We start from the raw sequence: 13,886 nt of genomic DNA on the forward strand, positions 1-13,886 counted from the left end.
ATATGAAGATCAATGCGTTTGCCGATGTGAGCCTGCGCGCTCTGCTGGTGCTCGCGGCCGCTCCGGACGGCGGGCTCCTGACCACCCAGAGCATCGCCGACGCCGTCGGCACGCCGTACAACCACGTCAGCAAGGCGATGGCGAAGCTGCGCGCACTGGGACTGATCGACGTCGAACGCGGCCGCAACGGCGGATCCCGGCTGAGCAGCACCGGCCGGACCGCCACGGTAGGCCAGCTGCTGCGGCAACTCGATACCCGCCTGGACCCGGCCGACTGCATCGCCGCGGGCGGGACCTGCCCGCTCATCACCGAATGCCAGCTCCGATCCGCGCTTGCCCGGGCCCGCGAGGCCTTCTACGGCGAACTCGACGGCATCGTCATCGCCTCGCTGCCGACCCCGCGGCAGATGGCACCCGTCTTTGCGGCGATCGGACTGCGCCCGGGCCTCGAAGCCCGGACGTTTCCCGACCGGACTCCACCGGACTCCGCCGAATCCCACCGAACCCAGCAGGCCGATTTGCCTCCCATTTCTACAACGTGTAGAAATGAGTTGTAAATACTCGCATTCCAAATGACAGTATTACATCGCGGTCCGGTTGAAGACCCCCGGGCCTCTATCTCAGGAGTCAACATGCTCTCGGACAAATCCTTCCCCGTCATCGAGGCCACCCTGCCGCTGGTCGGTTCCCGGATCGGGGAGATCACCCCCAAGTTCTATGCGCGCCTCTTCGCCGCCCACCCCGAATTGCTGGACGGGCTCTTCAGCCGCTCCAACCAGCGCTCGGGCGACCAGCAGCAGGCCCTGGCCGGAAGCATCGCCGCTTTCGCGAGCCACCTGGTCAGCAACCCGGGCACCCTGCCGGAGACCGTGCTCGCCCGCATCGCGCACCGCCACGCCTCCCTCGGCATCACGGAGCCGCAGTACCAGGTGGTCTACGAGCACCTCTTCGCCGCCATCGCCGATGACCTGGCCCTCGTCATCACCCCGGAAATCGCCGAAGCCTGGACCGAGGTCTACTGGCTCATGGCGGACGCGCTGATCAAGCTCGAGAAGGGCCTCTACGCCGCCCAGGCCAACGGCAAGATGTGGACCCCCTGGAAGGTTGCCGCCAAGGCCCCCGCCGGCACCGGTTCCATGACCTTCACCCTGGAACCGGCCGACGACACCCCCATCACCGCGGCACTGCCCGGCCAGTACGTCAGTGTCAAAGTCACCCTGCCGGACGGACTCCGCCAGGTCCGCCAGTACTCTCTCTCCGGCGACGCCGGTACCAGCCGCAGCTTCACCACCAAGCTCGACGACGGCGGCGAGGTCTCCCCCGTCCTGCACAACAACGTGAGCGTTGGCGACGTCATCGAAATCTCCAACCCCTACGGCGAGATCACGCTCAAGGAGGGCGACGGCCCGGTGATCCTGGCTTCTGCCGGTATCGGCTGCACGCCGACGGCGTCCATTCTGCGCTCCCTGGCCGAGTCCGGCTCGGACCGTCAGGTCCTGGTCCTGCACGCGGAAAGCACCCTGGACAGCTGGGCGCTGCGCTCCCAGATGACGGACGACGTCGAACGCCTCGACGGCGCCGACCTGCAGCTCTGGCTGGAGCAGCCCGAGGCCGGGGCCAACTCCGGGTTCATGTCCCTGCGCGAGGTGGACCTGCCCGCGAACGCCTCCCTGTACCTGTGCGGTCCGCTGCCGTTCATGAAGAACATCCGCAACGAGGCCATCAACGCCGGCATCCCGGCCACGAAGATCCACTATGAGGTCTTCGGCCCGGACATCTGGCTCGCCAGCTAACCCAAACAGAGTCACCCTCCGCATGGACACCGGGCTCGCATCCTGCGAAAGGATGCGGGCCCGCCGTCGTGAACGTGGCGAAGTTCCCGGACGGAACCTCACGGAACCTCGCTGAACATCACCCCGCGGCGGGCACACCGGTGATCGCGTGGCCGAAGCGCAGGAGATTGCTCGGGTCGTACGTGGACTTCGCGGACCGCATCCGCTCGTAGACCGCGGGAGACCACGCCCTGGCCCGGTCGGCCTCGTCGCCCGGCTCGCCATGGAAATTGATCAGTGTGTATCCGGTGGAGTGGGGGGCCATCGCGGCGACGATCTCCCGGATGGAGGCCGCTACCGCCTCGGCAATGGGCGGCACTTTCAAGCCGACGAGGAACAGCAGGAAGGCCGCGTCCCGCCCCGACACCGCATCCGACACCGCATCCGGCAACGCATCCGGCCCGGCGGCTGCCCGGGCCAGTGCGCCACCGAGCGGCCGGACCTCCACCAGCAGCAGTGGGCAGCCCGAACCGTCCCCGGTGAGCTCGAGCAGGTCCGCCACAGTCTCGTCGCCGAAGTCCTTCAGGAGCGCGCCACCGTCCGTGAAGGGCAGCGGGTCCGCCGGGTCCATGTGGATCTGGTCGACATCGAGGTAGCTCATGGGTCCGGCCGTGTCCATCAACGGCGTCGAGACCGCGCGCATCGGGGCAAGCAGCGCGTCGCCGGCCTCGCGGTTCCCCAGGAAGGCAAAACGCAGGTGCACGACAAACTGGTTCCGCAGCGGCTCGGGAACGAAGTCCATGTCCGGAAGACGCAGCAGGGAGATCGATGGTGCGGCATCCTCGGGCAGCGTGGGCAGCCATTGACGGAAGGCAGCCAGGATGGCGGCCGCATCCGCCCCGGGATAGATGATGCCACCCCCGTAGAACTCACTGAACGGAAAGAGGTTGAACTCCAGTGCCGTCACGATCCCGAGATTGCCCTTGCCCCCGCGCATCAGCGCAAACAGCTCGGCCTCGGCGCCGGCGTCGATCCGGCGCAGCGCGCCGTCGGCGGTGACGATCTCCATGCTGCGGACATGGTCCGCCGCGAAGCCATGGGCCCTGCCGAGCACGGGCAGCCCGCCGCCCAGCGTGTACCCGACGACGCCGACGTCGGTGCTGGAGCCATGCAATCCGAGGAGCCCGTGCGGCACGCTGGCCTCCAGAACAGTGCGCCACTTCACGCCGGCACCGACCCGTGCGGTGCGTTCAACCGGATCGATCTGCAGGTCCTGCAGCCGGCGCGTGTTGATGAGCAGGCCGCCATCGATCGCTGACTCGGCGCCGTGCCCGGTGGACTGGACGGACACGGGCAGCCGGCGCTCCGCCGCCCACTTCACCGCGGCCGCGACGTCCTGGGCATCTGCGGCGCCCAGAACGACGTCGGGCCGGTGCACCGTTGCGACGTTGAAGGCGAACGTCTCTTCCGCGAACCCGGGGCCGTCCGGCAAAGCGACCGGACCGCTGACAGCCCTGGACAAAGCATGGATGTCGTCGTTGACAAGCATGAGGAACTCCTGAAGTCTCGCTGGCCGCGAGCAGGTCGGGGGCGCGGCTGCATCCGCCCGGAATGCACCCAGCGCACGCTCCAGTCGGCGGCCGGCCCGGCTGATGGAATGCGGACAAGCCTAGGGACCCGCCCGGACGCGGCCTAGGGACCTAAGTCCCGGCGTCACGTGCGCAACGAAAACGGCGGCCCCGCATCTTTCGAGAAGATGCGGGGCCGCCGTCGTTGTAGCGCTGTTGTGCCGGCTGCTACTGCTCGGCAGCCATGCGCTCCTTCAGTCCTGCGAGTTCAGCGCTCAGTGCCTCGGGCAGCGAGCTGCCGAAGTTGGCGAACCAATCCTCGATGGAGGCCAGCTCGGTGGCCCACTCCGCGGGATCGACCCGGACGGCCTCTTCAACCTGGGCCGGGGTCATGTCCAGGCCGGTGAGGTCGATCGCGTCAGCGGTGGGGACGAACCCGATGGGGGTCTCCACGGCGTCGGCCTTGCCCTCGAGGCGTTCGATGGCCCACTTCAGGACACGGGCGTTGTCACCGAATCCGGGCCACGCGAAGCCGCCCTCGGAATTGCGGCGGAACCAGTTGACCAGGAAGATCTTAGGCAGTCGCTCCGGGTTGGCCTTGGCGGACAGGTTGACCCAGTGGTTCAGGTAATCGCCTGCGTCGTAGCCGATGAAGGGCAGCATGGCCATCGGATCCCGGCGGACAACGCCGACGGCACCGGCTGCCGCGGCAGTGGTCTCGGAGGACAACGTCGAGCCCATGAAGATGCCGTTGGACCAGCTGCGTGCCTCGGTGACCAGCGGGATGGTGGTCTTGCGGCGGCCGCCGAACAGGATCGCGGAAAGCTCCACGCCGTCCGGGTTGTAGTACTCCTCGGCCAGCATGTCGATCTGGTCGATCGGCGTGCAGAAGCGGGAGTTCGGGTGGGCAGCGGGCTTATCCGAATCGGAGGTCCAGGAGTTACCCTGCCAGTCGGTGAGGTGAGCCGGCACTTCCTCGGTCATGCCCTCCCACCAGACGCCGCCGTCGTCCGTCAGGGCGACGTTGGTGAAGATGCTGTGGCCCTTGGCGATGGCGCGCATCGCGTTGGGGTTGGTGCCCCAGCCGGTGCCCGGAGCCACGCCGAACAGGCCGGCCTCCGGGTTGACGGCGCGGAGCTCGCCTTCCTTGCCGAACCGCATCCAGGTGATGTCGTCACCCAGGGTTTCGACCTTCCAGCCCTCGATGGTGGGATCGAGCAGCGCAAGGTTGGTCTTGCCGCAGGCCGAGGGGAAGGCGGCGGAGACGTAGTAGTTCTTCTTCTCCGGCGAGGTCAGCTTGAGGATGAGCATGTGCTCGGCAAGCCAGCCTTCGTCGCGTGCCATCACCGAGGCGATGCGCAGGGCGTAGCACTTCTTGCCCAGCAGGGCGTTGCCGCCGTAGCCGGAGCCGAAGGACCAGATGGAGCGCTCCTCCGGGAAGTGGACAATCCACTTGTCCGGGTTGCAGGGCCACGGGACATCGGCCTGGCCGGGGACCAGCGGGGCACCCAGGGAGTGCAGTGCGGGGACGAAGAACGCGTTGGTCGCGGTGATCTTGTCCAAGACCTTGGTGCCGATGGTGGCCATGATGCGCATCGAGGCGACAACGTAGGCACTGTCGGTGATTTCGACGCCGAACTTCGGGTCCTCGGCGTCCAGGTGGCCCATCACGAAGGGGATCACGTACATGGTGCGGCCGCGCATGGAGCCGGCGAACAGGCCGCGCAGCTTTTCCTTCATCTGCGCCGGGGCCATCCAGTTGTTGGTGAAGCCGGCGTCGTGTTCCTTCTCGGAGCAGATGAAGGTCTGCTCTTCGACGCGGGCCACGTCGGCGGGGTCGGAGAACGCCGCGAAGGACTTGGGGAAGAGGTCCTCGTTCAGCCGGGTCAGGGTGCCTGCGGCAACGAGCTCGTCCGTCAGCCGCGTGTTTTCCGCTTCCGACCCGTCAACCCAGTAGATCCGGTCCGGCTGGGTCAGTTGGGCTACCTCTTCTACCCATGCCAGCAGACCGGCATGTGTGGTGGGTGCTTTTTCAAGCAACGGCAGTCGCGCCAGATCTCCCATTACGGTTCCCTTCCTCGGGTTCAGTGGTGTGTCCTAAATGCTAGGGCTCGCCAAGGGGCCCATTCCGGGCCCGGACATGGGATGACCAGGGCGGCGCAAATCAAAAACCGCGGAAATTCAAGGAACTAGACTGCCACCATACCCGCTTTTTGTGACTAAGGTCACATAGACCGGTCTAGTCGGCCAGATTACACCCGTTTCGATTTGTAACTGGGCCCGGGCTCGCGTAAAGTAATTCGAGGTTCGGGGAGCGAGAAGTTCTCCAAGAGCCGAGAATGCGCCCATAGCTCAGCTGGATAGAGCGTCTGTCTACGGAACAGAAGGTCAGGGGTTCGAATCCCTTTGGGCGCACAGAAGAAGAAGATCCGCCCCGGTTCGCCGGGGCGGATCTTCTGTTTTAAGCCCAAAGTGTCTTAACCTTCCGGGCGCCGGGTTAGGCGCCCGCGGCAGGTGCCGGGGCCGAAGCGGCCCCGGCACCTGGGATCAGGCCGTCGTCCGGACGATGATGTCGCGGATGTCGTCGAAATGCGTCCTGAGCCGCTCGGAGGCGAGGGCCTTGTCCGCCGAGGCGACAGCCTCATAGATCGCCCGGTGCACTGCGGCCGTTGCCTGCAGGTCGACGGCGTACGGTCCGCCGAGTTCGAGGTGGATCCGGCGGTAGACCTTCCAGAAGACGTCCATCAGGCTGATCAATAGGTCGTTGTTCAGCGGCTCGAAAAGCCTGCGGTGGAACTCCGCGTCGGCCTCAATAAAGGGATCCCCCGCGGCTGCCAGCGCTTCCATCCGGCCCACGGACTCCTCCACCGCGGCCAGCTGTTCCGCGCTGATCCGGTCCATGGCAGCGCCGACCAGACCGGATTCGAGTGCCTGTCGAACCTCCACGAGCTGCAGGGCTTCCTCACCGTGATGGCGCAGCGATAGCCGGGCGCGGAAGGTGAGGCCGTCGGTCAGGGCTTCGAAATTGCTCGGGGCGACGAACATGCCGAAGCCGTGGCGGATCTCAATGACACCCAGCGCCTGGAGCGCCTTCAAGGACTCCCGCAGCGTGTTGCGGCCGACGCCGAGTGCCGCCGTGAGCTCGTTCTCGGTCGGCAACGGGTCCCCGGGGACAAGGTCCCGTTCCAGGATCAGCTCCAGGATGTCCGACTGAAGTGCCCGGAGCCGGGCCTGTGCGCTGAACCTCGCCAGCGGTATGGCCGTGCCTGTTGTCGTGTTGCGTGCGGCCATGGCCGCCTCCTCCCCCAAGTGTGGTCCCAACAGTATCGACCGTCCCCCGTCCTGCAAAGGGCTCGGCCCTGCACATTACACCGGAATCCGGCACCGGCGGCGCCCGGAGCTCCCCGGATCCGGTGATGGCCCCGGCGTAGGCTGGTGCCATGACGGCACAGATTCAGCGGGAATTCGATGTCATTGTGATCGGCGCCGGGGCCGTGGGCGAGAATGTGGCGGACCGCGTGGTCCGCGGCGGCCTGACAACAGTGCTCATCGAGGCGGAGCTGGTAGGCGGCGAGTGCTCGTACTGGGCCTGCATGCCTTCGAAGGCGCTCCTGCGGCCAGGCACTGCGCTGCACGGCGCGCAGACGGTCCCGGGCGCCCAGGAAGCCGTCACCCGCACCCTGGATCCGGCGGCCGTGCTGAAGCGCCGTGACTACTTCACCTCGAACTGGCAGGACGACAGCCAGGTTAAGTGGGTGCAGGACACGGGGATCGAACTGATCCGCGGCCACGGCTGGATCACCGCCCCGCGGCAGGTCGAGGTGGCGGGGCTGGACGGCAACAGCTACGCGCTGACGGCACGGCACGCCGTGGTGGTCGCCACGGGCTCCACCCCCAACCAGCCGCCGGTCGAGGGGCTTCACGACGTCGAGTACTGGACCACCAGGGAGGCGACCTCGGCCCGCGCGGTCCCTGCGCGGCTTGCGGTCCTCGGCGGCGGCGTTGCCGGCGTCGAACTCGCCCAGGCCTATGCCCGGCTGGGCTCGTCGGTGACCCTCGTGGCCCGCAGCGGCCTCCTGGGCGTTTTCCCAGAACAGGCCGCCGACCTGGTCGCCGCCGGCCTGCGCGCCGACGGCGTCGACCTCCGCCTGCATACGGGCACGCGCAGCGTGCATGAGAACGACGACGGCTCCCTCACCGTCGTGCTCGACGGCGGCGCCGGCCCCGGTGACGGCCCGGGCGTTGACGGCCCCGGTGACGGCCCGGCCCACGGTGTTACGGTCACGGCGGACAAGCTGCTTGTCACCACTGGCCGGCACCCCTCACTGGAGGGTCTCGGCCTGGACAGCGTCGGGCTTTCCGCACCCGAGGACGGAACCCTGCGGCTCACCACCGATTCCACCGGCCTAGTCCACCACGCCACCGACAACGACGTGTCCGGCAACCCCTGGCTCTACGCTGCCGGCGACGCCGCCGGACGGGCCATGCTGACCCACCAGGGCAAGTACGGTGCCCGGGCCACCGGAGACGCCATTGCCGCCCGGGCCAAGGGCGAACTCACCGGCGAGCCGGCACCGTGGAGCCGCTTTGCCCAGACGGCCTATGAGCACGCGGTGCCGAACGTGGTGTTTACCGACCCGGAACTGGCGAACGTCGGCCGGACCATGGCGCAGGCGGAGAAAGACGGCTTCCGGGCCTCCGCCGTGGAACTTCCCATCCAAGTGGCCGGCTCCTCCCTGCACGCTGAGCATTACGAAGGGTGGGCGCAGCTGGTTGTCGACGAGGACCGCAAGGTGCTGCTGGGCGCCACGTTCGCCGGCCCGGATGTGGCTGAACTCCTGCACGCAGCCACCATTGCGGTGGTGGGGGAAGTGCCGCTGGACCGGCTGTGGCACGCCGTGCCCTCCTATCCGACCATCAGCGAGGTCTGGCTCCGTCTGCTGGAGGAATACGGCCTCTGACCGGCTCGCGAAGCACCGGCAGGCCCGGCCGCCGCTGCGGCTGCCTGCACGTCTTGTTCATCACACCAACCGCATTCTATTTGAACTGACTGGTCAGTTTAGTTAGCCTTGAGTGGACATCGTTTCTGCGAAAGGCCCACTTTGCTCCGCGTACACCAGCTCTCCGTGACCGGCCGGCGGGATGACCTGCTGCCGCCCACCTCGCTGGAGGCCGCACACGGTGGCCTCCTGCTCGTCGAAGGTGTCCGCCAGGACCAGCGCACTGCCCTGGCCCTGTGCCTGAGCGGACGCATGAAGCCCTCCGCCGGGACCGCGAGCTGGGACGGAAGCGCCCGGATCAAGGACCTCCGGCAGGCGAGCAGCGTGGTCGACTCCCCCGGCGTCAACGAGCCCGAACAACACCTGAGCGTCCGCGACCTGGTCACCGAGGACCTGGCCCTGGTGCCGCGCCGCCACCGCGGCGCCGGGCGCAGCACGCCCTGGCTGAGGCTCAACAATTTCGAAGATATCGCCGGGCTGTGGACCGAGCAGCTGCCGGCAGGCCGGCGGATCGAGCTCCTCACGGCGCTCGCCCTCGCCAATCCGGACACCGGCCTCCTCGTGGTGGACTCCCCCGACCGGCACAGCGGCGACGCTGCCGACTGGCTGCCGCGGCTGCAGGAACTGGCGCACGACGCCGGGCGGCCGCTCGCCGTCGTCGCCACCGTCACCCGCATTCCGGACGGCTGGGCCGGGCCCGCCGCCGTGATCGGCAATGCCCTCGCGCACGAAAACGTCGCGCACGAAACCCTCCTGCCCGAACCCCTCTCACCCGAAACCGAGGACGCAAAGTGACTGTGCTGCGGCTGGCCCGCTCCGAGCTCAAACGAATGACCGGCGGGCTGCTGCCCAAGCTGACCATCCTGGCCCTGGCCCTGGTCCCGCTGCTCTACGGCGCCGTGTACCTCTACGCCAACTGGGATCCGTACGGCAAGCTGAACCAGATCGATGCCGCCCTGGTGGTCCAGGACTCCGGTGCCGCGGCCGCGGACGGCACGCGGCTGGAGGCCGGCCGGAAGGTGGCCGAGTCCCTGGTGGACGGCCACATCTTCAACTGGAAGACGGTCGCCAGCACCGAGGAAGCGGACCAGGGCGTCAGTAACGGCACGTACGCGTTCGCCCTGAAAATCCCGGAGGACTTTTCCGCGAACCTGGTCTCCCCCGGCAGCTTCGACGCCGCCAACCAGGCCATGCTAAACGTCACCACCAACGATGCCAACAACTATCTGTTGAGCACCATCGTGGACAAGCTGACCACCGCCGTGCACACGACGGTCGCCAAGGAGGTGGGCGAGGAGACCGCCAACCAGCTCCTCACCGGATTCGGCACCATCCACACCCAGATGCTCAAGGCCTCCGATGGCGCAGGCCAGCTCGCCGGCGGCGTCGCCCGGCTCCACGACGGCACCGTGACCCTGCACCAGGGCACCGGCGAACTCAAAAACGGCGCCAGCGAGCTCTACAACGGCGAGGTCAAGCTCCGGGACGGCGCCGCTTCACTCAGCGCCGGGGCCGGCCAGCTCAGCAGCGGCCTCACCCAGCTCAAGGACAAGACAGCAGCCCTGCCCGCCGACGCGCAACGGCTGGCCGACGGCGCGGCGCAGGTGGCTGCGGGCAACGCCGCGCTCAACGCCCAGGTGCAGGCCATCCCCGGACAACTCGCCGCAGCGGAACAGGCCGCGCAGCAAGCCGCTGCCCAGGCCCAGCGGAGCAGGGTGGTGGCGTCCACCAGCCGCCTGGTCGCCGCCGGCGTCCTCAGCCAGGACCAGGCCGACAAGGTGGTGGCCGACGTCGACGCCACCGCCGCGCCGCCTGCGGCTTCCGCTGCCGCTTCTGCTGCGGCTTCTGCCTCCGGTGCCAAACTGCAGGCCGCCGCCGCGCAGGTCCAGAAGCTGGCCGACGGTTCCGCCGCCGTCAGCGCCGGCGCCACACAGCTGGCCGGTGCCGCGCCCGCCCTCAGCGACGCCGTCACCAAGGCCTCCGCCGGGGCGGACCAGCTCGCCGGCGGTTCGGCGGCCCTCGCCGCCGGCCAGCAGGACGCCGTCGACGGCGCCGGCAGGCTCGTGCAGGGTGCCCAGAAACTCGACGACGGCGCGGCGCAGCTGGAGAGCGGCGCGGCGACGGCCTCCGACGGCGCGGGAACGCTTGCCGCGGAACTCGCCAACGGCGCCGGCAAGGTCCCCAACCCGGACGACGCCCAGAAGGACAGCCTCTCCAAGGTCATGGCAGATCCGGTCGCGGTCAGCAATGTCTCGCAGGCCAAGGCCGGGTCCTATGGCGCCGGGCTGGCGCCGTTCTTCCTGACGCTGGCCCTGTGGATCGGCATCTTCATGTTGGTGCAGGCGATGCGCCCGGTCACCCAGCGGGCGCTGGCCTCCAATGCACCGGCCTGGAAGATCGCCGCGGGCGGCTGGCTTCCGTTCCTGACGGTGTCCGCAGTGCAGGCGAGCCTGCTGACCCTGGTGGTGGACGTGGGGCTCGGACTGGACCCGGCCCACCCGGTGCTCATGTGGTTCCTCATGCTGGCGGCCGCGATGGCGTTCAGCGCAATCATCCAGGGTGTGGTGGCGCTGCTGGGCTCGCCCGGCAAGCTCGTGGTGCTCATCCTGCTGGTGCTGCAGCTGGTGTCCTCCGGCGGCACGTTCCCGTGGCAGACCACGCCCGAGCCGCTGCACGTGGTGCACCAGATCCTGCCGATGGGCTACGTGGTCAGCGGCATGCGGCACCTGATCTACGGTGCGGACCTGGCACTCATCCTGCCCACGATGCTGGGGCTGGTTGGCTACACTTTGCTGGGACTGGCAATGTCGACCGTTGCCGTCCGGAAGAACAAATACTGGACGCTCAAGACGCTGAAACCGGAGATCGCCGTATGACCACCAGCCCAAGCGGCGGCAGCCCGGCAGGTTCCGGGGACGCGGAGAAAAAGCTCCGTCCCGCCCGCACGAACGCCACGAAGCAGAAGCTGTTCGAGGCTTCCATGGAACTGATCGGAGAGCGCGGCGCGGCAGGTGTGACGGTGGATGAGATCGCCACGGCAGCCGGGGTGTCCAAGGGCACGGTGTATTACAACTTTGGCAGCAAGTCGGACCTGATCGCCCAGCTGCTGCGCCACGGCGTGGACATCCTCCTGGCACGGCTCCTGAGTGTCCGCGACGACTCCGCCGATCCCCTCGCCGCCATGGAGGAGATGATCGGCCAGGCCATGGACTTCATGGCCGAGTACCCGTCCTTCGCCCGGCTTTGGGTCAGCGAAAACTGGCGGACCCCCAGCGAGTGGCAGGACACCTTCGCCGAGCTCCGCGGCAGCCTGCTCGCGGTGATCGGCTCTGCCATCGACGGCGTCGCCGCTGTCTATCCCGTGGATCCCGCCGTATCCCGGGGCAGCCTGGAAACGGCAATCTTTGGGGCCTGCTTCGTGGTGGGCCTGGACCGCCAGACGTACAACCCGGAACGGACCAGGGAGCAGAGTGTGGCCGCAATTATGGCCTCCATGCGCGGCTACGTCGTGAAGCAGCCGCCCGCTCAGGCATGATTGTTCACATGCGTCACATGGGTACCAACGGGAAGGTCGCCATCGGAGCGTTCCTCGCTGCCCTGGGACTTCTGGTTCTGACCGGAATTACCCTGCACGAGTGGGTGCTGGTGTGGTTCGTCGGGGCCGCTGCCACGGCCTATGTGGCCTGCGTGGCGGAGGTGGTGGTCCGGCGCCGGCACAAGACCTTGGCCGCGAGCGGGGTGGGCAGCACCCTCTTTATCGCGTTCGGGGTCGCCTTCCTGCGCCAGTGGGGGCTGGCCTTCAACCCCGATCCCGATGCCCTGTCCACCCGCGTCGATTCCGAGCATCCGGATTTGTACTTCTATCTGGCCGCGGCCGCCGGAGCCGTCACCTTGCTGTTGCTGTTTGCCGGCACCGTTCTGCCCGGCAGGAGCCGCGGCCGGCGTTCCCCGGGCCATGCTCCGCGTCGCCGCCCGGCGCCCGTCGCACGGGGCACGCGGACCAGGACCACAAGCGCGCGGCCGTCCGCGCCGCGGGGAACCGCAGCGCGCCCGGCGGCTCCGCGGACCGCTGCCCCGCGGACGGCGGCGCGGCCCGCGGCCAAGTCACCGGCGAAGACACCGGTCAAGGCGCCCGCAAAACCGGCCGCCGCCAAGTCACCAGCCCCCAAGTCACCAGCCCGGGCCTCCGCCCGCCGCTGAGTCCTGCGCACGGGCACCCTGACGGCTCGGACGTTTCGGCCCAGAGGTTCAGCTCAGTGTGCTCAGCTCGGTGTTGTCAGCTCAGAGGTTTCGCGGCCTATCCTCCCGGGGGGTGGCATCCGGGCCCGGGGCGGCGTCGGTCCGGGTCACGTCGTCGCGGCTGCGCTGGTCGGCTGGCACTTGCTCGTCGGGAACTTGGTCGCCGGAGACGGGCCTGCCCGTCGCTGGCTCGCCCGTGGTCCGCTCGGAGCGCAAATCCGCGCGGGTCGGCATCTGCCCGCTTTCGCCTTCGCGTTCAGATGTGACCACGTCAGGGTCCACTTCGTCGGCTTTGCGCAGTTGCTCCTGCGCGCCGGAGCGGACGCTTTCGGCCTCTTCCTGGCGGGTGCGGGCTTCCTGCCGCAGCCGCTCGGCCTCGAGGTCGGCCTCCTGCGCGTCGGCCTCGGCACGCGCGGCCTTGGCATCACGTTCCCGCGCAGCGAATTCGTCGGCCTTGGCCTGTTCACGCATCTCAGCGGCTTTGTTCCGGTCCGCGGCCACCTTGCGCTTGCGGCTGACCATGACTGCCACCGCCACGATCGCGAGCACCACGACGATACCGATGATAATTCCTATGAGCTGCCCTGAATCCACGTTGATCACCTTTTCTCCGGGTTGCAACAGATGCCCCAAAACCACTGGAAAAACCACATGACTAAACAGCATCAGTAAACCGCAGATCGGCGCAGGTTGCTATGGATTCCGCAGCCCTTACCGGGGCGGACCTGCGGCTATTTGGCGCGGGGGACCTTGAAGTGGGTCAGCTTGGCGTCCTGCCCGTCCAGTTCGGCCCAGGACTTTTCGGTTTCCAGGATGGTCAGCCCGCTGGTCGGAAACCGCGTGGCGGCGTCCATGTAGGCATCGTGGTCGGAGTCGCGCGACGCCAGGTGCATGGCGAGGTCCTGCACCCCGGGCATGTGAGAAATCACCATGAGGGTGGTCACGGTGTCCGGGACGTGGTTGATCACCGCCAGCATGCGCAAGGCGGACGCGGCGTACAGGCCATCCTCGAGCTTGGGTGTCGGCGCCTTGTCCCCAAGAGCGTGGCACACCCACGTGCAGGTCTGGCGGGTCCGCAAAGCACTGGAGCAGAGGATGAAATCAGGGACCACGCCGTGCTTGAGCAGCCACTTTCCGGCGACGGGCGCATCCTTGTGCCCGCGCTCTTCGAGCGGCCGTTCGTGGTCGGCAACCCCGCCGGGCCAGTCGGACTTGGCGTGCCGCATGATCACCAGCCGTTTGATGTGATGCGCGCTCATGCCCCAATCCTAGTGCGGTGGCCGGTCCACAGGCGCGCACCCCACCAG

At 68.0% G+C, this 13,886-nt stretch carries 11 protein-coding genes, 1 tRNA gene and 1 pseudogene; 8 read left to right on the top strand and 5 right to left on the bottom strand.

Features of this window, described 5'->3' with window-relative positions:
- Positions 1–2 precede the first annotated feature (2 nt).
- Together AC1DZQ_RS11480 and AC1DZQ_RS11485 are read left to right on the top strand one after the other, a co-directional pair.
- Positions 3–449, top strand: a pseudogene (locus AC1DZQ_RS11480) (RrF2 family transcriptional regulator); the annotation flags it as partial.
- A gap of 183 nt (positions 450–632) precedes the next feature.
- A complete protein-coding gene (locus AC1DZQ_RS11485) occupies positions 633–1,793 on the top strand; it encodes a globin domain-containing protein (protein WP_476963629.1) in 1,161 nt (386 codons plus the stop codon).
- Between the two features lie 118 nt (positions 1,794–1,911).
- On the opposite strand, the gene AC1DZQ_RS11490 is transcribed toward AC1DZQ_RS11485, so the two are convergent.
- Together AC1DZQ_RS11490 and AC1DZQ_RS11495 are read right to left on the bottom strand one after the other, a co-directional pair.
- Complete coding sequence (locus AC1DZQ_RS11490) at positions 1,912–3,321, bottom strand: FAD-binding oxidoreductase (protein ID WP_476963630.1); 1,410 nt, start codon at positions 3,319–3,321, stop codon at positions 1,912–1,914.
- Positions 3,322–3,568: 247 nt separating this feature from the next.
- Positions 3,569–5,404, bottom strand: a complete 1,836-nt coding sequence (locus AC1DZQ_RS11495; RefSeq protein ID WP_476963631.1) for a phosphoenolpyruvate carboxykinase (GTP) — start codon at positions 5,402–5,404, stop codon at positions 3,569–3,571.
- A gap of 277 nt (positions 5,405–5,681) precedes the next feature.
- Here AC1DZQ_RS11495 and AC1DZQ_RS11500 point away from each other — a divergent pair.
- Positions 5,682–5,755 (top strand) — tRNA-Arg (locus AC1DZQ_RS11500).
- 132 nt (positions 5,756–5,887) lie between these two features.
- Here the strand turns inward: AC1DZQ_RS11500 and AC1DZQ_RS11505 are convergent.
- On the bottom strand, positions 5,888–6,631 hold the full coding sequence (locus AC1DZQ_RS11505) for a FadR/GntR family transcriptional regulator (protein WP_476963632.1): 744 nt from the start codon (positions 6,629–6,631) through the stop codon (positions 5,888–5,890).
- A gap of 149 nt (positions 6,632–6,780) precedes the next feature.
- Between AC1DZQ_RS11505 and AC1DZQ_RS11510 the strand changes: the two genes are divergently transcribed.
- The 5 genes from AC1DZQ_RS11510 to AC1DZQ_RS11530 all read left to right on the top strand — a co-directional run bounded on the left by AC1DZQ_RS11510 (position 6,781) and on the right by AC1DZQ_RS11530 (position 12,540).
- Positions 6,781–8,301, top strand: coding sequence for a dihydrolipoyl dehydrogenase family protein (locus AC1DZQ_RS11510; protein WP_476963633.1), 1,521 nt, complete (start codon positions 6,781–6,783; stop codon positions 8,299–8,301).
- Positions 8,302–8,442: 141 nt separating this feature from the next.
- Positions 8,443–9,135, top strand: a complete 693-nt coding sequence (locus AC1DZQ_RS11515) for an ABC transporter ATP-binding protein (RefSeq protein WP_476963634.1) — start codon at positions 8,443–8,445, stop codon at positions 9,133–9,135.
- Positions 9,132–11,216, top strand: a complete 2,085-nt coding sequence (locus tag AC1DZQ_RS11520) for a YhgE/Pip family protein (protein ID WP_476963635.1) — start codon at positions 9,132–9,134, stop codon at positions 11,214–11,216. Before AC1DZQ_RS11515 ends, AC1DZQ_RS11520 begins: the two co-directional genes overlap by 4 nt.
- Complete coding sequence (locus AC1DZQ_RS11525; protein WP_476963636.1) at positions 11,213–11,875, top strand: TetR/AcrR family transcriptional regulator; 663 nt, start codon at positions 11,213–11,215, stop codon at positions 11,873–11,875. The genes AC1DZQ_RS11520 and AC1DZQ_RS11525 overlap by 4 nt, the downstream gene beginning before the upstream one ends.
- A gap of 17 nt (positions 11,876–11,892) precedes the next feature.
- Positions 11,893–12,540: a hypothetical protein gene (locus tag AC1DZQ_RS11530; protein ID WP_476963637.1), complete on the top strand. Its 648-nt coding sequence runs from the start codon at positions 11,893–11,895 to the stop codon at positions 12,538–12,540.
- Between the two features lie 81 nt (positions 12,541–12,621).
- Here the strand turns inward: AC1DZQ_RS11530 and AC1DZQ_RS11535 are convergent, their stop codons facing one another.
- Together AC1DZQ_RS11535 and AC1DZQ_RS11540 are read right to left on the bottom strand one after the other, a co-directional pair.
- Complete coding sequence (locus tag AC1DZQ_RS11535) at positions 12,622–13,173, bottom strand: hypothetical protein (RefSeq protein ID WP_476963638.1); 552 nt, start codon at positions 13,171–13,173, stop codon at positions 12,622–12,624.
- 137 nt (positions 13,174–13,310) lie between these two features.
- Positions 13,311–13,838, bottom strand: coding sequence for a SixA phosphatase family protein (locus AC1DZQ_RS11540; RefSeq protein ID WP_476963639.1), 528 nt, complete (start codon positions 13,836–13,838; stop codon positions 13,311–13,313).
- Between the last annotated feature and the right edge of the window lie 48 nt (positions 13,839–13,886).

Source organism: Arthrobacter sp. P1_C12_2 (assembly GCF_056406415.1).